The sequence below is a fragment of the Paenibacillus terrae genome (assembly GCF_000943545.1).
GTDB classification, from domain to species: domain Bacteria; phylum Bacillota; class Bacilli; order Paenibacillales; family Paenibacillaceae; genus Paenibacillus; species Paenibacillus terrae_A.
The window spans coordinates 1-21,346 of the sequence record NZ_JTHP01000012.1 but is presented as its reverse complement, the minus strand read 5'-3'; the positions used below and the strand labels follow the sequence as shown (position 1 = coordinate 21,346).

The 21,346-nt window shown below is 46.2% G+C and carries 26 protein-coding genes, 1 tRNA gene and 1 pseudogene; 26 read left to right on the top strand and 2 right to left on the bottom strand.

Features of this window, described 5'->3' with window-relative positions; translation table 11 throughout:
• Positions 1-3 precede the first annotated feature (3 nt).
• Positions 4-882 carry an iron uptake system protein EfeO gene (gene efeO, locus QD47_RS08435; protein ID WP_044645712.1) on the bottom strand — a complete coding sequence of 293 codons (879 nt, stop codon included), beginning with the start codon at positions 880-882 and terminating at the stop codon, positions 4-6.
• 304 nt (positions 883-1,186) lie between these two features.
• Here efeO and QD47_RS08430 point away from each other — a divergent pair, with 304 nt between their 5' ends.
• The 4 genes from QD47_RS08430 to QD47_RS08415 all read left to right on the top strand — a co-directional run bounded on the left by QD47_RS08430 (position 1,187) and on the right by QD47_RS08415 (position 3,016).
• The gene (locus QD47_RS08430; protein WP_044645711.1) at positions 1,187-1,396 is read left to right on the top strand and encodes a LuxR C-terminal-related transcriptional regulator; all 210 of its coding nucleotides are present in this window, start codon (positions 1,187-1,189) and stop codon (positions 1,394-1,396) included.
• A 35-nt stretch (positions 1,397-1,431) separates the two neighbouring features.
• Positions 1,432-1,986: a hypothetical protein gene (locus tag QD47_RS08425; RefSeq protein ID WP_044645710.1), complete on the top strand. Its 555-nt coding sequence runs from the start codon at positions 1,432-1,434 to the stop codon at positions 1,984-1,986.
• 582 nt (positions 1,987-2,568) lie between these two features.
• Positions 2,569-2,649: transfer RNA gene (locus tag QD47_RS08420), tRNA-OTHER, on the top strand.
• 142 nt (positions 2,650-2,791) lie between these two features.
• Positions 2,792-3,016 carry a hypothetical protein gene (locus QD47_RS08415; RefSeq protein ID WP_044645709.1) on the top strand — a complete coding sequence of 75 codons (225 nt, stop codon included), beginning with the start codon at positions 2,792-2,794 and terminating at the stop codon, positions 3,014-3,016.
• A gap of 93 nt (positions 3,017-3,109) precedes the next feature.
• On the opposite strand, the gene QD47_RS32105 is transcribed toward QD47_RS08415, so the two are convergent.
• On the bottom strand, positions 3,110-3,262 hold the full coding sequence (locus QD47_RS32105) for a hypothetical protein (protein WP_161797160.1): 153 nt from the start codon (positions 3,260-3,262) through the stop codon (positions 3,110-3,112).
• A 92-nt stretch (positions 3,263-3,354) separates the two neighbouring features.
• On the opposite strand from QD47_RS32105, the gene QD47_RS08410 reads away from it, so the two are divergent.
• From QD47_RS08410 to QD47_RS08305, 22 genes and pseudogenes are all read left to right on the top strand, one after another.
• Positions 3,355-3,858, top strand: a complete 504-nt coding sequence (locus tag QD47_RS08410) for a hypothetical protein (protein ID WP_044645708.1) — start codon at positions 3,355-3,357, stop codon at positions 3,856-3,858.
• A 51-nt stretch (positions 3,859-3,909) separates the two neighbouring features.
• Positions 3,910-4,191 carry a YjcQ family protein gene (locus tag QD47_RS08405; protein ID WP_044645707.1) on the top strand — a complete coding sequence of 94 codons (282 nt, stop codon included), beginning with the start codon at positions 3,910-3,912 and terminating at the stop codon, positions 4,189-4,191.
• A gap of 1,148 nt (positions 4,192-5,339) precedes the next feature.
• A complete protein-coding gene (locus QD47_RS32100) occupies positions 5,340-5,489 on the top strand; it encodes a hypothetical protein (RefSeq protein ID WP_161797159.1) in 150 nt (49 codons plus the stop codon).
• Between the two features lie 266 nt (positions 5,490-5,755).
• Positions 5,756-6,244 carry a hypothetical protein gene (locus QD47_RS30010; protein ID WP_052646733.1) on the top strand — a complete coding sequence of 163 codons (489 nt, stop codon included), beginning with the start codon at positions 5,756-5,758 and terminating at the stop codon, positions 6,242-6,244.
• Complete coding sequence (locus QD47_RS08390; protein ID WP_044645705.1) at positions 6,241-8,103, top strand: phage terminase large subunit family protein; 1,863 nt, start codon at positions 6,241-6,243, stop codon at positions 8,101-8,103. Before QD47_RS30010 ends, QD47_RS08390 begins: the two co-directional genes overlap by 4 nt.
• 27 nt (positions 8,104-8,130) lie before the next feature.
• Entirely contained in the window at positions 8,131-8,364 is a 234-nt protein-coding gene (locus tag QD47_RS08385; RefSeq protein WP_044645704.1) for a DUF6148 family protein, read from the top strand.
• The gene (locus tag QD47_RS08380; protein WP_044645703.1) at positions 8,361-10,058 is read left to right on the top strand and encodes a phage portal protein; all 1,698 of its coding nucleotides are present in this window, start codon (positions 8,361-8,363) and stop codon (positions 10,056-10,058) included. The genes QD47_RS08385 and QD47_RS08380 overlap by 4 nt, the downstream gene beginning before the upstream one ends.
• Entirely contained in the window at positions 10,036-11,265 is a 1,230-nt protein-coding gene (locus QD47_RS30005; protein WP_052646732.1) for a head maturation protease, ClpP-related, read from the top strand. The genes QD47_RS08380 and QD47_RS30005 overlap by 23 nt, the downstream gene beginning before the upstream one ends.
• Positions 11,265-11,657, top strand: coding sequence for a head decoration protein (locus QD47_RS08370; protein ID WP_044645702.1), 393 nt, complete (start codon positions 11,265-11,267; stop codon positions 11,655-11,657). Before QD47_RS30005 ends, QD47_RS08370 begins: the two co-directional genes overlap by 1 nt.
• A 16-nt stretch (positions 11,658-11,673) precedes the next feature.
• The gene (locus QD47_RS08365; protein WP_044645701.1) at positions 11,674-12,708 is read left to right on the top strand and encodes a major capsid protein; all 1,035 of its coding nucleotides are present in this window, start codon (positions 11,674-11,676) and stop codon (positions 12,706-12,708) included.
• A gap of 17 nt (positions 12,709-12,725) precedes the next feature.
• Positions 12,726-12,899 (top strand): hypothetical protein, encoded by a 174-nt coding sequence (locus QD47_RS32095; RefSeq protein ID WP_161797158.1) that lies wholly within the window; start codon positions 12,726-12,728, stop codon positions 12,897-12,899.
• Between the two features lie 18 nt (positions 12,900-12,917).
• Positions 12,918-13,331 carry a hypothetical protein gene (locus QD47_RS08360; RefSeq protein ID WP_044645700.1) on the top strand — a complete coding sequence of 138 codons (414 nt, stop codon included), beginning with the start codon at positions 12,918-12,920 and terminating at the stop codon, positions 13,329-13,331.
• A complete protein-coding gene (locus tag QD47_RS08355) occupies positions 13,328-13,882 on the top strand; it encodes a phage tail protein (RefSeq protein ID WP_044645699.1) in 555 nt (184 codons plus the stop codon). The genes QD47_RS08360 and QD47_RS08355 overlap by 4 nt, the downstream gene beginning before the upstream one ends.
• Positions 13,879-14,349 (top strand): hypothetical protein, encoded by a 471-nt coding sequence (locus QD47_RS08350; protein ID WP_044645698.1) that lies wholly within the window; start codon positions 13,879-13,881, stop codon positions 14,347-14,349. The genes QD47_RS08355 and QD47_RS08350 overlap by 4 nt, the downstream gene beginning before the upstream one ends.
• Positions 14,339-14,701 (top strand): hypothetical protein, encoded by a 363-nt coding sequence (locus QD47_RS08345; protein WP_044645697.1) that lies wholly within the window; start codon positions 14,339-14,341, stop codon positions 14,699-14,701. Before QD47_RS08350 ends, QD47_RS08345 begins: the two co-directional genes overlap by 11 nt.
• Positions 14,702-16,150, top strand: coding sequence for a phage tail sheath family protein (locus QD47_RS08340; protein WP_044645696.1), 1,449 nt, complete (start codon positions 14,702-14,704; stop codon positions 16,148-16,150).
• Positions 16,151-16,164: 14 nt separating this feature from the next.
• Complete coding sequence (locus tag QD47_RS08335; protein WP_044645695.1) at positions 16,165-16,689, top strand: phage major tail tube protein; 525 nt, start codon at positions 16,165-16,167, stop codon at positions 16,687-16,689.
• 45 nt (positions 16,690-16,734) lie between these two features.
• On the top strand, positions 16,735-17,088 hold the full coding sequence (locus QD47_RS08330) for a hypothetical protein (RefSeq protein ID WP_052646731.1): 354 nt from the start codon (positions 16,735-16,737) through the stop codon (positions 17,086-17,088).
• Positions 17,089-17,268: 180 nt separating this feature from the next.
• Positions 17,269-18,816, top strand: a complete 1,548-nt coding sequence (locus tag QD47_RS30000) for a phage tail tape measure protein (protein ID WP_052646730.1) — start codon at positions 17,269-17,271, stop codon at positions 18,814-18,816.
• A gap of 23 nt (positions 18,817-18,839) precedes the next feature.
• Entirely contained in the window at positions 18,840-20,783 is a 1,944-nt protein-coding gene (locus QD47_RS08315; RefSeq protein ID WP_044645692.1) for a phage tail protein, read from the top strand.
• Positions 20,780-20,986, top strand: coding sequence for a tail protein X (locus QD47_RS08310; protein ID WP_044645691.1), 207 nt, complete (start codon positions 20,780-20,782; stop codon positions 20,984-20,986). The genes QD47_RS08315 and QD47_RS08310 overlap by 4 nt, the downstream gene beginning before the upstream one ends.
• A gap of 2 nt (positions 20,987-20,988) precedes the next feature.
• Positions 20,989-21,346: pseudogene (locus QD47_RS08305) on the top strand (phage late control D family protein); the annotation flags it as partial.

Genomic DNA, 21,346 nt, shown 5'->3' with positions numbered 1-21,346 from the left:
TCGTTACACTCCTAACAATTTTCCCATTTGGGACAACGGCTCTGCCAGAGCATCAAGGTTTTGGCTCAGCTTTTTAATTTCTTCTGGTTTAAGCTTCGTATAAGATACATAGCCTTCGCCTTTCTTGAAAGGAGCCAATTCTTTCTGCAATGCCTCAAAGCGCTCGCCAATTTGCGTTTCCAACGCTGCATCTTTTTGGTTCAGATCTGTTTTCAAAATCTCATATATTTTTTGTGCGCCCTCTACATTAGCTGCAAAGTCGTACAAATCCGTGTGGGAATAACGTTCTTCTTCACCCGTCACCTTGGAGGTGGACACTTCGTTCAGCAGCTCGACTGCGCCCGTTACCATCAGGCTGGCGTCAATGTTGACTGTCTCCACCTTGGCACGCAGCAGCTTTGCATCACTCAACAGGCGGTCGGAAAACTCGTCCAATCCTTTGGTGGTGTTTTCTTCCCATAATGTCTTTTCAAGCCGATGAAAGCCGCGCCAATCCGCTGCATCCACATCACCGTCACGCGCATCAATATTCGGGTCAAGATCGCCCAGCGCTTCCGCAATCGGTTCAATCCGTTCATAGTACATACGTGCAGGAGCATACAGCGCCTTGGCTTTGTCCAGCTCGCCAGCTTTGACCGCATTCGTGAATTCTTCTGTCTTTTTCACAAACGTATCGCATTGCTCAATAGCATAGGCACGGTAAGCTGCTACCGCTTGATCAAAATTGGGGGCAGAGGCCGCAGGAGTCGTTGACTGTGTAGTTGCTCCTGCATCTTTGGTCGTTGCAGCGGGCTGCTGAGTAGCAGTTCCGGTTTGTCCGCAACCAGCGAACAGAATAGAAGAAACCAGCACTCCGGCCGGTACAGCGTAACGTAATTTCATAATTAATGAACACCCTTTCTGGCCAAGCGGCCATGAACAATAGTCTGTTGCGCGATATCTATATGTATCATTATTTTGATAATGATTATCAGTCGCGGTTTTCCTTATCATAAGGCTGCCCCATATGCCTGTCAATACATAAAATTAGACGCAGAGTCTAACGATTCAGCAAAGGCGGAAAATAAGTGCCTAGGCCCATTTTTATACGCATATTGAACCATACCTGAGTACATGACATAAAATGTGTTGACTGTATCCCTTAACCTTGTTACACCACACAAAACCCGAGCAAGGAGGGGTGAAATTGACGAAGGGTAACGACCACAAAAACAAGTTTTTGTTAACTCACCGTGAACGTGAAGTATTTGAACTGCTTGTGCAGGACAAAACAACACGTGACATCGCCGGACAACTATTTATTAGTGAGAAGACGGTGCGTAACCATATTTCCAATATGATATGTTTTGAAGCACGTAAAACAACGTGTACTTCTTTTTTGTTAATTATTGCATAAATAAACGTATGAGGTATCAGAGAGGATGGTTGGTAATGTCGATGAACATTTTTAAAGCTGCAAAAGGTAATAAGGTTCGTTATATGGATCGTGGGGGTTACGAGAAGGCACGTGAATGGGACAACAAGCATTTAGTTAAAGGACAAGTCTATACGATTGATCGGGTTGAAATATACCAGTCTTCCACAACCGTCTATTTAGACGAGGTACCAGGTCGTGGGTTCAACAGTGTGTACTTTAATGATGTGTTTGAAGAGGTGAACGGGATTGATTATGGCAGGATACACCAATTAACAAATGCTGAATTTACGCATTTTGTTAAAGACAAGGTGGAGAAGTCGCTAGAATGGAAACTATTAGAACGGTTCTTGATATCTATTGAGGATTTTGGATGTGATCCGAACGAAGACCCAGACCCTCCTGTAATTGTTATTGATGTAAAGGTCACGGGCATGCTCTGGACATTTTGGTTTGATACAGATGAGGGTAAATATAATTATAGTATTCTAGGTGAAGATGTCGTGAACAGATACCTTGCAATCGCGAAAGGCGAAAAGCCTGAGCTACCTGGGCTGTATACGTACGACTAACCACTCTATGATTGGACCGGAGAAATTCCGGTCTTTTTTTGTTTCTATAATAAGGCACTACATAAGGTGGTACAAAATTTAATTCGGACTTTAAAAATAAATAGAAAAAATATAGACAAAAATTTAAAATGTCTATAAATCATTAGGTTTTGCACATGGTAAATTAGTAACATAGGAAATCAAGAAGAGAGCAGCACCCGACACGACAACATACCTGTTTGACGGTGATAGGCGTAAGACGAGCGGCACCAGTTGGCCCCTTGCTATAAGACCTACGGAGAGCTGCAAGGGTAGGACAAGCGGGCATGCTGTTCTCTTCCTATTTCCTTGGCTTCTCACGACCGCTTGAGGGCGCGTTCCACGCGTCTTAGGTACGTGATGGGCAATTACTCCACTCTTGCCTGTCTATGCGCTTATATCGGGCGTGTGGAATCTGTATGCGGTGATCCTAGCCGTTAAAGAGTGGATCGGGAGCGTAGCCGGACGCGTCAGTAAGACCGGATTCCGAAACAAAGCCTATATCAACTACCTGTAAGCCCAGGCTGTACGAAAGGCCTTCGTGCGGTCTGGCGAGGTTTTCATGCACGGTTAGCTCAGTGGCAGAGCACAGGCGGGCCCGAGAAAACAGACCTAAGCGCGTGGGTTCAATTCCCACACCGTGCAACATGCAGAATACATGGTGTGCTGCTGGATTATCTTCTGGCTGGCCCCGGTTCAAATCCGGGCTTCTGCTCATGTAGTTCGAAAAGGAAACGCCTCTTCTGTGTCGAATTAGTAATTAAAATTTCGACAAGGAGGGCATGACTTGGCACCAGAAACTAACCTTATCAAGACTGGTATTATAAACGGTAAGAGACACACCGCAAGTATTGCTCATATGGGAAACGACGTGTACATCGCATTAATCGTGTCCGAAGATCCGGGGCCGAGAGGCGGTTACGGTCGTGTGAGTAGAACATTTGACAATGAACTAGATGCAATCGCCGGAATCTTGGAGGCGTGGACTGAATTAGAGGATAAACTTAAATAGTCTCTGATATGATGTGTTTTTCCCCGGAGCTGATCCGGGGATTTACAGCGCCAAAAGGAAAGCGTGCGGTTCGAGTCCGCAGGGTGCTATTAATTAGTGTCCGTATTTTTGGTCATACCACTGTGCCAAATGATCCATCTTCACTGGTGTTTCTTTATAAGCTTTAATAGCTGCAGTACTAATTGAACCAACTACCATTATTGCTAAAAACACAATGAGAGCCATATGTTCTATTTTTTCAGTCATCAAATGCACCTCCTTTTGAACTAATACTTTCGGCGCACGAAAAGGAATATCCTTCCTATGTGTCGAATTGTTGTGTCGAAGGAGGTGGTCTATTGGACTTCAACACCCTTATAGATAATGCTCTTACTGTAGCTTCTGCTCATATAAACCGAAAACCACGAAATAAACTGGCTGAATTAAACACAAGAGGTGTGCTGCATTCAAGCTCTGCTGTAACTGAAACATTCAGTATTCTTACTGAAGAGATAAAGAATGTATTGCTGGATCTGCTAGATAACTTGGCGAAAACCAATCTGAGTTTCCAACAGATAAAGATACTTCGGTCCAAGATTGAAGACTTCATATTAAGAGAATACCAAAATCATGAACAGCATCTTATTAAAATGCGGATATATCGTGAAGAGTATAAACTCGGTGACTATATACAAGTCCAAATGAATGATGCACTTTCAGCGATTGAAATCAAACTTCGTATTATTGACCAAGCTGCTAAAAACAGAATGTACAAAGCGATTTGGGAAATTGCGCGAATTGTCGTTACTGCTGTTATCGGTGGTTTTATAGGTGCATATATAAAAGGTTGGATCGCACCATAATATTAATTCCGATTTGCTTATCCCTATATACGGTAACTCAGGAGGATGGTTATGAATAGAAAAAAAATTATCTACAGTATTCTAAAAGAAGTGCAGGAAGGCAATGAACCAAAAGCAGTTGATTACGAATTATCCCAAGGTGAATTTGCCGACATTGCTCAAATTATCAAAGATGAAGGGTTATTGAGTAACGTTGCAATAGCAGGAGGCCGTATTGTTTGGCTTAATGCATCTAAAATCACCTTGAAGGGCATTGAATACCTAGAACAAAACAGTCCTTTATCAAAGACATATAGAGGTCTCAAGGAAGTACGGGACTGGTTGAAATTATAGTCGCTCATTCGAGCGGCTTTTTTCTTTGCCCAAAGGAGGTATGGTGATGAGACTATTACAGTGGCTTGTACGATTGACAGCAGCCCATTCTGAGGTACCAAGAAACAGGACAGAGCGTCGTCAGGGAACACGTGTCTAGCTGGGGGTACCAAATCTGATACCTCCATCCTCTGAATCTTGGGGGCTCAAATCTGATACCTCGGCTTTTAGGGTGTGAACGGCACTGCATGCAAGTCGAAGATTTTACAGCGAATTTTTATACACTATATACATGAATAATGAATATTTTCGGTGGACGATTGTACCCCTCTAACATGATTCTACTGGTGGATGATTGTCCCCCACTAGGAGAGTGTATGAATGCTGTAATCCCTTATGTATCAAGGGTTTTAGTGGATTACACTCTCATGATGGTGTGCAAAATGTACCAACTGAACCGATGTATAAATGGTGTATAAGGCCGAATTTAGGCTAAAACAGGCCGCTTGACAGCTAAATAGGGTTCTCAGTATAATGCTCTTATTCCTTCGTATTTAGTAACTAAGTACAACGATCTTAATATGGAGCGTAGCGTTCATATGCCCTTCATCTGTTTAAACGATCTAAAAAGATAATTAAAAAAACATGGGTTCACGTCATTTTTTCAGACGTGAACTAGGCCAGTCCGGCTATGAGGACGGTCTTTTCTTTAAATCTTTTAATAAACGTATAAAGTAACTTTAGTGCTATAAAGTATATATGACGCTAAAAACCTTGGTATAAAAGGGTTATCTATATACAGAAAACATAATACGATTGGTGAAGTCACTCCTATAAAAGAGTGGCTTTTTTGTGTTCATACATAAAACAGAGAGGATGATAACGATGATTGTGGAACATGAAGAGAATTACTACTGTCAGATGAATCTATTGGAGAACAGAGAAATGAGAGTCGTTGTTAATTTAAAGAATGACATACCCCATGATCAACTAAAACGAGAGATAGCTGGTAAGGTTGTACTGTATGCCAAAGACAACAAGGTGGATGTACAGTCAATCAAAATACTCGTGCATCAACCACCGTCTATCATACACATAGACATAAGTTTTGCCTGACCCTTTATACCAAATGATTTAAAGATTAAAAAATAAAAGAAGGAGGCGCGCGCGTGTGTCAAACAGTTGAGTTCCTGCCGTCTAAGTTTGCTGATGCAATGAAAGAGATGCGTACCTGTCTGCTTGATCGAGGCTTTACTCATGAGCAGGCAACTGAATTGATGAAAGCTACTGCACCCGAAGTGATTAAAAATATCGAATGAATTTGGCTGGCTGAGAGGAAAATGGGTCCTTCTGGAGCTTGAAAATGGGTACGGGTGCGCATGAGCCCGAAAAACGCGTAGATTTTGAATTCGAAAAACACTTTCCTTTTTTAGCCCCACAGGCTTCGTGCAGTCCCTGTTGAGGGCTTTTTGTGTTGTGCGTATACATTTATCCCTTCTATTAATGCGTCGCTAAAAAGGGGCTTAAAATACGTCTGATAGCGCGTCCTGAATTTGATGAATAAATGGAAAGTAGGTGGTCAGATATGGGGAAAGGAGAGAACAGACCGGAGGGCATCGTCGGAACCAGTGAATTTGCAGCAGTTGTGGGCAAAACCAAGCAATGGATCGGGCAATTAACTCGTGACGGCGTGCTTACACAGGTAAGTCGGGGGAAATACGACCTTGCTGCTTCCATACAGGCATATATCCGACATGTGACTGGGGCAACTGAGGAGGGCAAGATTAGTTTCGCAGACGAAAAGGCACAGCATGAGCAAATTAAAAAGCAAATTGCCATGTTGGAACTGGAGGAAAAGCGGAACAACCTGCATACGACAGCAGACGTTCAGCACGCTTGGGGTGTGCTGTTGGTTAACTTCCGGGAGAGGCTGACCGGACTTCCTCCGAAACTCGCTGGAGAGCTGTCCTATATGAATGATGAGCCAGAGATCAGACGCTTATTGGAAGACCGGATAGAAGAAGCGCTGTTCATTCTTGCAAAGTATGATCCCTTGGCAGGAGATGACCAATGAACGCGCAGCGTAAACGGACGTTCAAACTTCTTGTTGACACAATTGGTCTTGTCAAACCTCCCGATCCGATCAGCATAGCAGAGTGGGCTGATCAACACCGGGTTTTGTCGCCGGAAGACTCAGCAGAACCAGGGCCGTGGAAAACAAGTCGCTCGCCATACCAGAAGGTACCGATGGAAGCCATATCGGACAAGAATGTTGAATCGGTTGTCATGATGTTCGGCGCTCAACTGGGTAAAACGGCAATGCAACTGAATGCCATCGGGTATTTTACGGGGCATGACCCGGCTCCAATCATGGTTATACAGCCGGATTTGATGGTTGCACGGGATTTTTCTAATGACCGTTTGACCCCGATGTACCGGGATTCACCGCAATTATCTCCATTGGTGGTCAAGGATAAGAGCCGTGACAGTCGAAATACGATCCTGTACAAGACGTTCCCAGGAGGCCGAATCAACATTGCCGGGGCAAATTCACCCGCTTCATTGGCTTCCAAGCCAATCCGGGTAGTCATTGCGGACGAGATCGACCGCTTTCCGGTATCCGCTGGTAAAGAGGGTGACCCGGTTTCCTTGGTTGTGGCCCGTACCAAGACGTTTTACAACCGCAAGATGGTTTTCGTATCCACGCCGACCGTTAAGGGTAAGTCCAGGATCGAAGCCTTGTACGAGGACAGCACGCAGGAAAAGCTTCACTTCCCTTGTCCGTCATGCGACCATTTGCAAACGCTGGAATGGCAACAAATCAAATTCCAGTATGACGAAGAAACTCGCACTTGTACGGAAGTGAATATGTTCTGTAAAGAATGCGGGGCGCTGCACTCAGAACATGAATGGAAACGGGATTACGCTAACCGGGCGGTGTGGATTGCGGGCAAAGAACACTCAAAAACCCGTGGATTCCAACTGAATTCCCTTGCTGCGACCATAAATTACACTTGGAAAATGGTCGTTGAGGACTTCAAAAAGGCTAAAAGAGGCGGCCCGCAACTGCTTAAATCTTTCTTCAATACCGTTATGGCAGAGTCCTGGGAGGAAGAAGGCCAGAAGGTAGAACATGAAATGCTGATGCATCGCCGTGAAATGTACATGGCGAGGGTGCCGGAAGGCGTGAAATTCCTTACGGCTGCGGTCGACACCCAGGACAATCGGTTCGAGATTGACGTCAATGGCTGGGGAAAAGATTATTCTAGCTGGAGAATACAGTATCACCGGGTATATGGTGACCTGAAATTGCAGGATGTTTGGGATGATCTGGACGAATTTTTGTCCCGGACATGGCAGGACGCAGCGGGCAGGAAGTTTCGCATACGCCGAACATTGATGGACTCAGGCGGACACTTCACTCGCGAGGTTTACAAGTGGTGCAAACCTCGTGCCTCACGCGGGATATATGCAATTAAAGGTGAGGACAGCGGTGACGGTACACACACACCTCTTTTAAACGGCACCACAGACAACAATGTCCACCGTGCTACGGTTATTCGGCTCGGGGTAGCCGAAGGTAAGGCCAAGGTGTTTTCGTCGCTTACAATCGAACCTGGAAAGCCCGGGTCATGTCGTTTTCCGCTACCGAACCCGGATAACCCTGATCCGTTCGTATACGACGAGGAATATTTTAAGCAATTGACGGCGGAACAGCTTGTCACCCGCTACAAAAACGGGATTCCTTATACCGTTTGGGTGCAGACCAGGGCGCGGAATGAAGCCCTTGACCTTGCGGTTTATAACCGTGCCGCAATCGAAATGATGAATCCGAATTTTGACCTGCCACTACCCGAGCCGGGAAACGTGGTTACGGGTCCGGTACGGCCGCAGCAGCGGAAAAAGAAAAGGAATGTTTCTAGCAGCTTGTAAATTATGTGAAGGAGGTGAACAGGGGATATGCCAAAAATGACTTTAGCTGAGGCTCAAATGATGTACAAGCTCTGGTGCGACGCTGAGACGGCACTCGCTACAGGAAAATCATATACCATCGCCGGTCGGTCGATGACACGGACAGACATGAACGTGGTACTGGAGCGCAAGAGATATTATGGTCGCATCGTTGACGATTTGGAAAATCCGGGAGTGAAACGGAGAAGCAAGGTGAGAGGAATCACCCCGTTTGACCGATGAACTGGCTGGACAAGACTTTAAACTTTGTCGCCCCAGGAATTGCGGCTAAAAGAGAGGCGTCCCGTCTGGATGTTGCAAGGCATGAAGCAGCCCAGGCAGTTATTAATAGCTACAAAGAGTCATTTGTTGGTAAAGGATATGGCAGGCATGGAGCCAGCCGTACAAAATCGTCTATGGTCATGTGGCAAACGCCAGTTGGTGACGCTGATGCAGATATTCATGAGAATATTAACGAGCTGAGAGCCCGAGCCAGAGACTTACACATGGGATCTGACGTTGTTGCAGCAGCTCACAAGGGTTTGCGAACGAACATAGTCGGTACCGGCTTACGCCTCAACCCAGCCTTTGATTCCAAGTTCCTGAACCTCAGCGATCAAGAAAGCGAGGATCTGAGGGCGAACATACACCGTGAATGGGCGCTGTGGGCTGAAACAAGCAAATGCGATGCGGCAGGGCTCAATGATTTTTATGAGTTGCAAGCCTTGGCTTTCTTGTCAACCTTAATGAGTGGGGATGTATTCAGTTTGTTGCCGATGCTTCCGCGAGATCATGCGGTTTATGACTTGCGTATCAATCTTGTAGAAGCTGACCGCTGTGATACGCCCTTTAATGTGCAGTTGGACAATGTGGATCGGGTCCAATCTGGCGTTGAGGTTGACGCAGACGGTATGGTAGTTGCCTACCATTTCAGCAACCGACATCCGGGCAGTAGCAGGTTTGATCTGACCAACGAAAGGGAGTGGGTTCGGGTCGAGAAATACGGCGGGCAGACAGGCAGAATTAATGTCATCCATCTTTTTGAGGCAGAACGACCGGGACAACGCCGGGGCATACCGATTATTGCGCCTATTATCGAATCTTTAAAGCTGCTCAACCAGTATACAGAAGCGGAATTGATGGCTGCTGTCATCACTTCAATGTACACCGTGTTTGTAAAAACTCCAGGGGATGATGGACAAGACCCCTATGGCATGGATGAACCGGAAACTCACAACCAGTATCAAGAACCTATACCCGGGACAGGCGGCGACAACATAAAGATGGGCCGAGGCGCTATTGTTTATCTGGACCCCGGGGAGGACGTTCAGTTCGCCAATCCATTAAGGCCGAATCCGAACTACGAGGCTTTTGTTAGGGCGCTGTTGAAACAGATTGCAGCAGCTCTTGAACTGCCATATGAAATACTGACCAAGCAGTTCACCAGCTCGTACTCGGCTTCTCGTGGAGCATTGCTGGAGGCTTGGAAAATGTACCGCATGCGCCGATCATGGTTGGCTAAAACGTTTTGCCAGCCTATCTATGAAGAATGGTTTGTTGAGGCTGTAACCAAAGGTAGAATAAACGCGCCTGGCATCTTTGATGACCCGGCTATTTTTGCTGCCTATACACGAGCTGAATGGCACGGTCCAAGTCAAGGTTTACTTGATCCAACCAAGGAAGTAGGCGCTGCTGTTACCCGGATTGAGAACAATTTAAGTACAGCCACAAAGGAAACGGTCGAGCTGAACGGCGGATCATGGGAACAAAACATTCAACAGCGTGCGTATGAGAAAGCACGACTCAAGGAACTGGGACTGACCGAAGGAACTGCACCAGCTCCGGTTACGCCATCTGAACCGTCTGATGAGGGCGACAAAGACAACGACAATGAGGAAGGGAGTGAAAACACAAATGCCAAAGAAGATCAAGGCTAACGGGCCGATAATCGGGGATGCAAACGCATGGATTTATCAATGGTTTGGTATTCCGGCTGTGAGCCCGGGGATGATCTCTAGGGAGCTTGACGCAGCAAATGGCGACGAGATCGAATTGTACGTAAATTCTCTTGGCGGTTCCGCCTTTGATGGTGCTGAGATTTACACTTTACTCAAAGATTACCCCGGGAAGATCACGGCGAAAGTAACGGGTGTAGCGGCTTCTGCTGCTTCGGTCATGATTTCGGGTGCTGACGTTATCAAGATATCACCGCCAGGACAGATCATGATTCACAACGCGGCAACGGGGACTGATGGTGACAAGAACGACCACGACCGCTCTTCCGCCTTGCTTAGAAGCACAGATGAGGCGATAACCAATGCTTATTCACTCCGAACGGGTAAGACAAGAGACGAGCTTCTTACTCTCATGAATAATACAACTTGGATGAATGCTCAGAAGGCTGTCGAACTTGGATTTGCGGACGAAATAATGTTCAGTGAAGGCGCCGCAGAAGTTACCAACAGCGCTTTTGATATGCTCGGCAGTGACGGAGTTTTGCCAGAGGCGGTCATAAACAAGGTTCGCAACGAGCTTCTTAAAAGCGGCGGATTCACAAATCAGCCTCCAACGCTTGGTGATGGCGGGCCGGAAAGGATAATTCCCTTGCAAGGCAGCCCTAATGCATCATTTTTTTCTGGTGGCAAACAACCAATAACTGCTGTTAACAAAAATAAAGGCCTCACTCCGCAGGCTGGAGTCACAGCGGAGGAGTTAAAAAATCAGATCATCGAAATGAAGGGAGAAAACAAACCAATGGATTTAAACCAACTGAAAAACGAACACCTAGACTTGTACAACGAGGTGGTAAATCTAGCTACTGCAGCTGAACGTAGCCGCATCAACGAGCTGACGAATATGGAGGGCGCCCCAGGTGCAAAGCCATTTATTAAAGATGCCATCGCAAATGGCGAGACCGCTGGTGATGTGGCTATGAAAATCGTTCAGGCATCAATTACGCGTGTAAGCCAAGAAGGAACACAACGTCAGCAAGATTCGGACGACAGCGGTGTGAAAAATGTATCCCCGGAAGCGCCTGTAATCGCTGGTGGTGCATCAAATGATGAGGCTGAAAACGAAAAAGCCGTAAACAACATGATTGAGTATGCAAAACAGCTTCAAAACAAAAAGGGAGGTCGTAAATAATGCCAGCTTACGAAAGCCAGCCGTATGACAATCTGTACGCAGGTGGAGTCGAACCGAAAACGGTCATTGCAATTATTGTCAAGGCGGGGTCTGGAGTGGTTACACGCGGTACTGTCTTGGGCAGACAAAGTCAGCTCGCTGAAACAGATCCGTACGCAGGAACACCCATCACTGTGACAGTAGATTCGAGTAAGACGGGCGGTATTGAGAATCCATACTGCATCTTGGCAGACGAAGAGGTTGACGCTACGACTAAGGACGCACGGGCTGTGGCGTACACATCCGGTGAGTTTAATCGTGATGCTCTCAAGTTTGGCGGCACTGATACAGTTGCAAAACACGAGGTCGCCATGCGCAATATCGGTCTTATCACAAAACGAGTAGTTAAATAGGGAGGATTAATAGATTATGACAAAAGATATTTACGCATTTCCGCAGTTATTCCGTGTAGTTGAAGCATTTCCACAGGATTCTTATTACCTACTGGACACATATGCATCCGAAGGAGAAACCTTCGACTCCGATGAAATTGAAATCCAGACCAAGAAAGGTCGCCGTCCTCTGGCGCCTTATGTCAATGAATTGATGCCGGGTAAGGTCGTGCTTCGCACTGGATTTACTGCCAAGCAGTACAAGCCAGCGTTAGTTAAGCCTATGCGTGTCATCACTCGGAACGATCTAAAGGTACGACGTGCTGGAGAGACTTTGTACAACCCTGATTCCCCGGATGTTCGGGCACAGAAACTCTTGATCGAAGACACGGCTGAATTGTTGAGTACAATCGACCGCCGGAAGGTTCAACAGTTGTCCGAAACCATGTTCACAGGCAAGACAACGCAAATTGGCGAAGGCGTGAATCAGGAATTGGACTGGGATTTTACCAACAAGGAAGTTCTTTCTGGTAAAGACTTCTCGGACCCAACTTTTGATGTTGTTGAGTATCTCACTGAAAAGAAAATGACCGTTATGAGTAAAAGTGGTCTGACCATGAGAAAGGTGTTGACTACTTTTGAGGTTGGTTCTGCAATAGTTCGTCATCCTACTTTGCTCGCACTAATCAAGGCTGAAAAAGAGACTCTGGATGTTGGGAATTTGAATACAGAACTCTTACCAGAGGGGGTTGTCTATCACGGTTATTTGCGTCAGGCTGCTATTCATATCTGGTCATACACGAATTCATACACCGACGAAGAAGGTAAAGAACAGGATTACATTCCTGCTGGAACACTTGCGTTACTGCCAGACGGAAAACCATTTGAATTCAATTATGGTGCAATCTTGATCATGGGCGAAAATGGACAATTCCAATTTGTTCGTGCCAAGGTAACACCGCAATCATGGACAACTAGAGAACCTGCAGCTCGTTACTTGCAAATGTTGGCCCGTCCTATCGTCGTTCCGCAAAATGTGGACGGATGGTATGTAGCTAAGGTTCTTAACTAAAGAGGAGGAAAACAGAGATGGCATATATTGCAACGTGGAATATTCGTCACAACGATAAGAATTACAAAATTGGTGAAGAGGTCCCTGCTAGTATTGGCAAAGAGGCAATTCAACGACTGATTGATCTTGGAATGGTAGAGGATGACAAAAAGAATGCTGCCAAACCTAGGGACGACAAAGCTACAGAATAAGGGGTTAGGAGGCGCGTCATGAGCGATATTCAAACTGAATTGATAAAACCGTTCAATTTTAAGGATCAGATCGAGCGGGATGTGAAGTTCGTTTTCTTGAATGAACGTGAGTTTGCGGACTGGCATGAAATTGCTTTTATGAGTCCGCCGAAAAATGGACTGCCTGCCACACCTGAACCGCCTGTCAAAATGTTGGTTATTGTTGATGATGATGAATTGAGAGATCGGAAAAGTAGCGCCGCTAACCCTACAGATGGCGTATACGATGCCGATCTTTTGTTTTATGCCCAGCGGGCTGACTTCTTCCTACACTTTGGCAGGCTTCCGGCACTACAGAGCAAAATCAGGTTCGACGAACGCACCTATACGGTGACAGATATCCAAGATGACGAGAATATGGTTACCGTCACGTTGGGGCGTAAAGGATCATGATTCGCGTCGATACCAAAGAGCTTGCAGTCATGAAGAAGCGCTATGAGAAGGTCAAATCTCAGGCTAAAGTGGTTGTGTCCCGAGCGATGAACCGTGTTGCATCTAATGCACGGACCAATGTAAAAAAAGAAATCGCTAAAGAATATATTATCAAATCAGGCGATGTAAATAAAACATTGTCAACCACCAAGGCCAGCGCTTCATCTACTACAAGCGTGGTGCGGTCAACCAGCCGGGGAACTGGACTGGATAAATACAAGTTCACCCCGAAAAAGGCTAGGGAAAAAGGCAAACGTCCAAAGGTTATAAAAGCTGCTGTCAAGAAGGGTGGGGCAGTTAAGCCAATTAAAAATGCCTTTGTAGCTGATATACACGGAGCAAAGATATTTGTTCGTGAGGGGAAAAAGAGGCTGCCTATTCGCCGTCTGTACGGTCCTCCGGCTCCAGAAATGTTCAATCAGCCAAGGGTGCGAACTCCTGTTGAACAGAAGGCCCGAGAAGCCTTTGAAGAACGTATTATGCACGAACTGGATAGGGAGTTGAAAAAATGACCCCGTTTATGCTTAGAGACGCTTTAGTCAAAGAACTGGAGCGTCTTTTTGCTGACTCCACATACCTCAATGCACGCGCTGAGTTGTCCAAACTAAACATTTATGCGCAGAATCTGCCAGCAAAAAGTAGCGAGGATGATGACAATCATTACCCGTTCATCCTTGTTCGCGTTGGCGATACTGTCGATGTTTCGGATACTGAGAATTCAACGTGCGCCATTATGTTGAGCGTTGGAATCATTGATGAAGGGCTGGACATGCGCGGTGAAGATACTGTCCTTAATATCACACAGCGCATCAGACAGCACTTTCTTACCAACCGAACGTTGGACAAGCAATTCATTTTGGAACCCCAACTGACGTGTTCTCTGTTTGACGAGGAAAATTTATGGCCTTATTTCTTCGGCTACGTGGACATGAGTTGGATTATTCCTGCTATAAGAGAGGGTGTTCAGTTTGACTACTGAAAAAACAGAAAATCAAGAGGATAAACAGGTCGGAAAGCCCCCTGCTAAAGATAAGAAAGACGTTTCACCTACAGTTCCCGTCCAGCCTGCCCGAGCAGCCGCAGCCGAACGGGAACAACTGATTTACATTGGTCCTAATTTACCGGGCGGAAGACTGGCGAAGTATTTTATTTCACTGGGCGGGTTCCCGGCATATCTGAGCGATATTTCAGATAAAGTTCCTGCAATCACTGAACTGTTTGTCCCGGTTGCTGATCTGTCAGCCGCTAGAGTGGCGATGGACCAGCCGGGAACTACTCAAAACATCGCTTATGCCGCTGTGGTGGCGGCGATTCAAAAAGGAGTGATTTAAGTGGCTGAACGTCATGGCGTTTTTATCACTGAACAGCCCGCATCTGTCATTACCCCTGTGCGGCTCAACGTCACCTTACCTGTTGTATTCGGTACGGCTCCAGTCAATCTTAGTACGTTGGAGACAGCTCCAGTTAATAAACCGATTCTGTGCGAATCGTGGGCTGACGCGGTTGCCGCGTTCGGATATTCGGAAGATTGGGAGAGCTTTACCCTTTCCGAGTTCATACATTTCCATTTCAAGATCGCCAAGCAGTCTCCCGTAGTCTTCATTAATGTGCTGGACCCCGCGAAGCACGCGACCACAGTCTCAGCCGCACCTTATACATTGGTAAACGGCACGCTGACGGTTGCCGCGCAAGGGATCATTAAAACGTCTGTGCAGGTCACATCGTCGGATGGAACGACCACATATACACCAGATACTGATTACGCGCTATCCTTTAACGTTGCTGGAAATCTGGTGGTATCCCGTATCGCTTCCGGCGCGTTGGCATCTGGTGAAACGGTCAAAATTGGCTACAGCAAGCTGGACCAAAGCAAAATCACGCCTGCGGACATTATCGGCGGTGTGGATGTAGACACTGGCGTTGCTACAGGGCTGGAATTGCTGGATCAAATTTTCCCACTGTTCCGTATTGTGCCCGGTCTAATTGCTGCGCCAGGCTTTTCGGAAAATCCTGTGGTCGGCGCGATTATGGTTGCGAAAGCTAATTCGCTTAACGGTGGGCATTTTAAAGCAACGGCGCTTACAGACCTGCCAGCCAACGTTGTATATACCGAGATAGCGAAGTGGAAGAAGGACAATGCTTATACGGACCCGCAGCAGATTAACACCTATCCGCTGGCTACCAAGGACGGTTTGGAATATCACATGTCTACGGTTGTGGCAGCGGCGACGGTCAAATCAGACGTTGATAATGGCGGCATTCCTTCGACTTCTCCGTCGAATACAACCGCGAATATTGATGGCACTGCTATGACAGATCGTGACTTTTTGCTGGGTCCACAACAGGCGCAGTATCTTAATGCGCAAGGGATCGTAACAGCACTCAATTTTGTTGAAGGGTTTGTGGTATGGGGTAACCGGACAGGAGTTTACCCGGATGCTAAAGACCCGCAAAGCAGCTTTATTCCGGTGCGACGGATGTTCAATTGGATCGGTAACACTCTTACGCTCACCTATTGGAAGTACCTCGATGATCCAACCAATAAAAAAATGATTGAGGCTATAACGGATTCGGTCAATGTATGGATAAATGGTCTGGTAGCTGCTGGTTATTTATTGGGTGGGCGTGTTGAATTTAACGCTTCCGAAAATCCGATAGAGAATCTGATTGACGGCAAATTGAAATTTCATGTGTACATCGCGCCGCCGTCTCCGGGTCAGGATATTGATTTTGTACTGGAATACGATGCTTCTTATTTCGCATCGTTGTTCGCAGCTTAAAGGGGGTTTGAACATTGAGTAAAGATCAAATCAGTCAACGGACGATACAGTATGAGGCTTACCGCAACGGTTCGCAGTATTTGGGTACTACAACTGTGGACATGCCTGAAATTGCATTATTGGCAGAAGACGTAACGGGTGGCGGTATTAATGGTACGGTCAATACGCCAACTATGGCGCAGTTTGATGCCTTATCCACCACGCTTAATTTTCGGACACACGAAGAAAGTTACTATGACCTTTTTGCTCAAGAAATACACGCCATTGATTTACGGGCGGCTATCCAAATCCAGAACCGTTTGACAGGGCAATTGGATGTAGTTCCATATAAATTCTCATTTCGTGGCGTTCCAAAAAATATGGGATTGGGAAGTTTGGAGCCCGGGGCTACATCGGACAATTCCGTGGAATTTGAAGTTACCTATATCAAAATCACATTGAACGGCGTGGTCAAGATGGAGCTTGATAAATACAACTCTGTCTGTGTTATCAACGGTGTTGACTACTATGCAAAGATCCGTCAGGCGCTTGGAAATTAATCATTTCCGGGCGTTTGCCCGGATTAAACTATGGAGGTATATAACATGACAGTAGATACAACAAAAGAGACAAAATCAGCAGCGGAAGCAACGGTAGAGGGCCCATCACAATATACACTTAAATTCTCCGAACCTTGGGATTTTGAAGGTGAAAAATACACGGAATTGAAATTCGACTTTAATAAAATCAATGGGCGCAAGTTGATTGCACTTACTAAAAGATTGGATCTTGAGGACATGAAGACTCCAGTTAAAGCGATGTCGATGGAATATCAAGCTGCTGTTTGCGCCGAAGCTGCAAGTGTCCCTATGGACTTAATACTTGAACTACCTGGGAACTATTTTTCTAAAGCGGCTGTTATGGCACAAGGTTTTTTGCTTCAATCGCTTCAAGCCTAGACGTCGCATCTTATATTAGGGAAATGGCACTGTCGCTTTCGATTGAGACGCGTAACAGTATAGATTTTTGGCTGGATCAGCCTATAAATGATATACCCAAATGGCAAGACGCTCTTGCTTCGTATTCTATAAAAAAAGAAAAGGCGATAGAAGAAGCCCGGAAGAAAGGGCAGTGATATAGTGGGGCGCGAATATGATGTAGCGATGAAGCTTGCGGCGAACCTTGACCAAAGCTTTTTTGGCGCGTTTGATAAGGCGATTCAAAAAGTTAATGGTCTTGAGAACAGCTTTAAAGAACTGAAAAACCTCCAAATGCCGACCGGAGCGATCACCAATTTGCAACAAGAAGTTGGGCAGTTAAATACTAAGCTGCAAAGCGTAAATGCCAACCGGGTCGGGGAAAACGTTTTTAAGCCCCTCAAAGATGATATCAGGGACGTGAAGACGGAGCTTACACGGCTCCAGTCCATGCGTTTGTCGGGAGACATAACCCGTGCTCTAGAGGTCAATGTGCAGGGGCTTGAACACAAACTCAAAGCCCTTGGTCATTTGAGGATTGGGGCGAAAGTATTCGAACCTATGATGGCGGCTGCTAAAGCGGTTGAGGCTCAAATACGTGTCATTCAGTCCATGCGGATTACCGGAGATATCGTCAAAGATATCCGAGAAGATTTGAAGAAGCTGGAGAATGAATTTAAAGATATCAAGCGAATAAACGGCCCGAAAGACGTTTTCCAGAATATGATTAGCGAATTGAAAATTGTCATTCCGGATCTGAGGGAAATGAAACGACTTCTCACAGACATAACTCGTATCCGCATGCCATCAAATCAGTTCGGTAATGATATAGAAGCCTATGTCCGGCAGATTAAAGAATTAGAGAAACGAATGCGAGATATCCAGCGCATTAACGGTCCTTCGGGCGGTGGTGGCGGTGGATCTGGCGGAGAGGATTCAGGAGGCGGCGGAGCGTTATTTGCCGCTGGTGGAGCTGGAATGATGGCGGGAGCTGCCGTGGCTGCGGGCGGCTTTTTTGCGTTTAAATATGCGGACGAATACCAGAAGGCCATGCTTCAAATTCAGGCCAGTACAGGGCAAACAGAGGCGCAGATGAAGGGCATGAAAGACATTGCCAAGAATCTCTATAATGCTAAATTGGGCGAGGACTGGAACGATCTGGCGCTTGTTGTTGGTAAAGCGAAAAACGTCTTAAAGCAGACCGGGCCAGAGCTTGAAAAATCAGCTCGTGGGGCTATCGTGCTGCGGGATACATTCGAGAATTTGGACGTTGATGAATCTATCAAAACAGTGGACACTATGATGAAAAACTTTGGTGTCACTTCGGAACAGGCTTACAACCTGCTTGCCCAGGGTGCGCAAAAGGGCCTGGACAAGAGCGGCGAATTATTGGACAGCGCCAATGAATATTCGGCCTACTTTGCAAAATTGGGATTCAGCGCAGAGGGTATGTTCGACATCTTTGCTGCAGGTCTGGATGCTGGGGCGTTCAACCTTGATAAAGTCGGTATAAAACCGTTGCCGACTATAAATCGCGGAATTAAGCGGGGAGGCTGCAATGCTAATCCGAACCGAAGGCTGTTCAAAGGGCAGTCAGGGGCAACGCATAGGTCTTGGAATAATAGACCCAAGAGGCCGCGACACTCTTATGGGAGAGTGAAAAGATATGCTGATCTACTAGGAAAGGAAACTGGTAGAACTGTTGGATAAAAAGCCAACAGGATAACACCTTAATGGACGGTATTAAGGAATTTGGTATCCGTACAAAAGACGGTTCCAAAAGCTCACTGGAAGCCTATAAATCCATCGGTCTAGGCGGCAAAACGATGACGGCAGCATTCGCCAAAGGCGGTAAGACCGCACAGGAAGCATTCCTGAAAACTGTGAAAGCTATCGAAGCTGTGAAGGACCCGGTTTTGAAGAATGCTGTTTCTGTGCAGTTATTCGGTACACAAGCCGAAGATTTGGAAGCTCGCGTAATCAAGTCCTACGGGAACGTCAAAAAGCAGTTCGATAAGACCAAGAACAGCATTGACGAGATGGCGAAAATAAAATACAGCAGCATGGGGGATGCGTTTAAGGGGATCGGTCGGCAGTTGCTTACAAGCATAATTATTCCTGTCTCTAATCTGCTGCTGCCAGCCTTTAATAAATTTAGTAACTGGTTTAATCAAACGGGACCGATGATAAGTAAATTCTTTTCTGGTGTGGGAGAAGATTTAAGCCGTGTCGGTAAAATTATCAAAAAAAGCGGTCAGCTACTTGAAAACACTTGGAATAATACCGGGTATTACACCGCTTCGGTCGGAATAACCGAAATCGGAAAAGAACTGGGGCTGAGTGAGGACAATGCTTACAAGCTATCCGGTGCCATTACCGATATCGCTGATCGACTCTCCGAAGTGAAGCCCTACGTTGATATCCTAAAAGGATTGGGCGATGTAGCTTACAACGTCACAATCGGCTCGGGCGATATATCGGGTGTCCAGCAAATCAATAAAGGTTTGCAGTCCATTGGATTCGGCCCGGATCAGGCTATCCAGATGTCTAATAGCGCTGTTGAAATATTCGATAATATACGAGGCAAGGCGGAGGACTTTGTTACAAGTCTCAAGCCAGTCATGGACGATATATCATCATATTTCAAAGATGCTTTTACGTTTGGTGGCGGTTTGGATCTTGGTGGAATTGTAGACAGTGTGAGCAGCCTTCGCGATTCCATAACACCTGTCATTGAGTCTATTGCTACAGGGATCGGTCCTGCATTGCATTCCGTCACATCCTTGCTCGCTCCACTTATGAAAGTCGGTAAGCAAGCCTTCAATGCCATAATTCCTTTGGTCGCTAAATTAGCATCCTCCATATCTTCAAAACTAGGCCCCGTATTTACGTCAGTCTTTGGATATTTGACAAAGACCTTGTTGCCGCAAGTCAGTTCGGTGTTGGCTGCATGGCTGCCTAAAATCGGAGCGCTGTTTAGCAAGGTCGGCGGGCTGATTATGGCAATATACAACACAGGTATTGCGCCTGTGATTGATAGTTTGGTCGGTATATTCAAGTGGGCGTGGCCCGTTATCACTACGGTTGTGACAAGTGCTATAAATATTCTCAAGCCGATTATCGGAGGGATTATTGATGTATTGGGTGGCGTTATAGACTTCTTGACAGGAGTTTTTACGGGGGATTGGGATTTAGCATGGAAAGGTATAAAAGAGGTTGCCGTCGGTATATGGGATGGCATAACAGGTGCCGTTAAAGAAGCGTTTAACGCAGTCATTGGGATCATCAATTCAGCAATCCAAAAAATTAACGGATTTAGCTTTGAATTGCCGGAATGGGCAGGTGGCGGTAGTGTAGGCAATTTAGGAATCCCCGAAATTCCAATGCTCGCAGATGGAGACATTACCAACCGTCCGTCGATCATGGGTGAGGCAGGCTGGGAAGCCGCGATTCCTATTAACAACAAGCCGCGTTCTATGAACCTCTTGGAAAAAACCAATAGACTTATGGGCTATAATCCAAGCGGTGGCGGTGATAACTTGAGCCTTAATTTTAATATTGTAATTCAAGGAAATGCGGACAAAGAAGTAATGACGCAGGCAGTTAAAGCCGCTGAACCTTCTTTCCGGCAGCAGTATCAGGCCATGAAGCGTCAGAATGCGAGGACGAGCCTATGACGACATACACAACAATCCAGGGCGATACCTGGGACATGATTGCCTATAAAGTATTTTCCGACGAAACGTTGATGATCCAGATTATGAACCTTAATTTGGACTACATCGACGTTTCTATTTTTTCTGCTGGGACAGTTCTGCAACTGCCGGAGGTTTCCGAAGTGGAAGAAACTGCGTCCGACCTACCGCCGTGGAAGGTGTGACGATGAACGATATCATTAACGCAAGACGTGCCCAGGTTGTTATTAACTACAACGGCAAGGACATAACAAAAGAGTTGTCTGGCTATCTGCTGGATTTTACTTATACCGATGCAGAGCCGGGCACCTTGGATGACCTGCAAATTAATTTGGAAGATAAGGCTCGTAAATGGTCCGGCCCTTGGTCACCCAGCGAGGGTGATAGGATAATCGCGTATATAAAGACAATCGGCTGGGATAAGCCCGGAGAGATTAAGCGGCTAAATTGTGGAAGCTTCGAGGTGGATTCGATTGATTTTGCCGGGCCGCCTGATACGGTCAGCATCAAAGCGGTGTCCTTGCCAGTTTCAACAAATGTACGGC

Coding starts and splice junctions, on each gene's coding strand:
- efeO (WP_044645712.1), bottom strand. CDS start 882: ATGAAATTACGTTACGCTGTACCGGCCGGAGTGCTGGTTTCTTCTATT.
- QD47_RS08425 (WP_044645710.1), top strand. CDS start 1,432: ATGTCGATGAACATTTTTAAAGCTGCAAAAGGTAATAAGGTTCGTTAT.
- QD47_RS32105 (WP_161797160.1), bottom strand. CDS start 3,262: ATGACTGAAAAAATAGAACATATGGCTCTCATTGTGTTTTTAGCAATA.
- QD47_RS08405 (WP_044645707.1), top strand. CDS start 3,910: ATGAATAGAAAAAAAATTATCTACAGTATTCTAAAAGAAGTGCAGGAA.
- QD47_RS30010 (WP_052646733.1), top strand. CDS start 5,756: ATGGGGAAAGGAGAGAACAGACCGGAGGGCATCGTCGGAACCAGTGAA.
- QD47_RS08390 (WP_044645705.1), top strand. CDS start 6,241: ATGAACGCGCAGCGTAAACGGACGTTCAAACTTCTTGTTGACACAATT.
- QD47_RS08385 (WP_044645704.1), top strand. CDS start 8,131: ATGCCAAAAATGACTTTAGCTGAGGCTCAAATGATGTACAAGCTCTGG.
- QD47_RS08380 (WP_044645703.1), top strand. CDS start 8,361: ATGAACTGGCTGGACAAGACTTTAAACTTTGTCGCCCCAGGAATTGCG.
- QD47_RS30005 (WP_052646732.1), top strand. CDS start 10,036: ATGCCAAAGAAGATCAAGGCTAACGGGCCGATAATCGGGGATGCAAAC.
- QD47_RS08370 (WP_044645702.1), top strand. CDS start 11,265: ATGCCAGCTTACGAAAGCCAGCCGTATGACAATCTGTACGCAGGTGGA.
- QD47_RS08365 (WP_044645701.1), top strand. CDS start 11,674: ATGACAAAAGATATTTACGCATTTCCGCAGTTATTCCGTGTAGTTGAA.
- QD47_RS32095 (WP_161797158.1), top strand. CDS start 12,726: ATGGCATATATTGCAACGTGGAATATTCGTCACAACGATAAGAATTAC.
- QD47_RS08360 (WP_044645700.1), top strand. CDS start 12,918: ATGAGCGATATTCAAACTGAATTGATAAAACCGTTCAATTTTAAGGAT.
- QD47_RS08355 (WP_044645699.1), top strand. CDS start 13,328: ATGATTCGCGTCGATACCAAAGAGCTTGCAGTCATGAAGAAGCGCTAT.
- QD47_RS08350 (WP_044645698.1), top strand. CDS start 13,879: ATGACCCCGTTTATGCTTAGAGACGCTTTAGTCAAAGAACTGGAGCGT.
- QD47_RS08330 (WP_052646731.1), top strand. CDS start 16,735: ATGACAGTAGATACAACAAAAGAGACAAAATCAGCAGCGGAAGCAACG.
- QD47_RS08315 (WP_044645692.1), top strand. CDS start 18,840: ATGGACGGTATTAAGGAATTTGGTATCCGTACAAAAGACGGTTCCAAA.
- QD47_RS08310 (WP_044645691.1), top strand. CDS start 20,780: ATGACGACATACACAACAATCCAGGGCGATACCTGGGACATGATTGCC.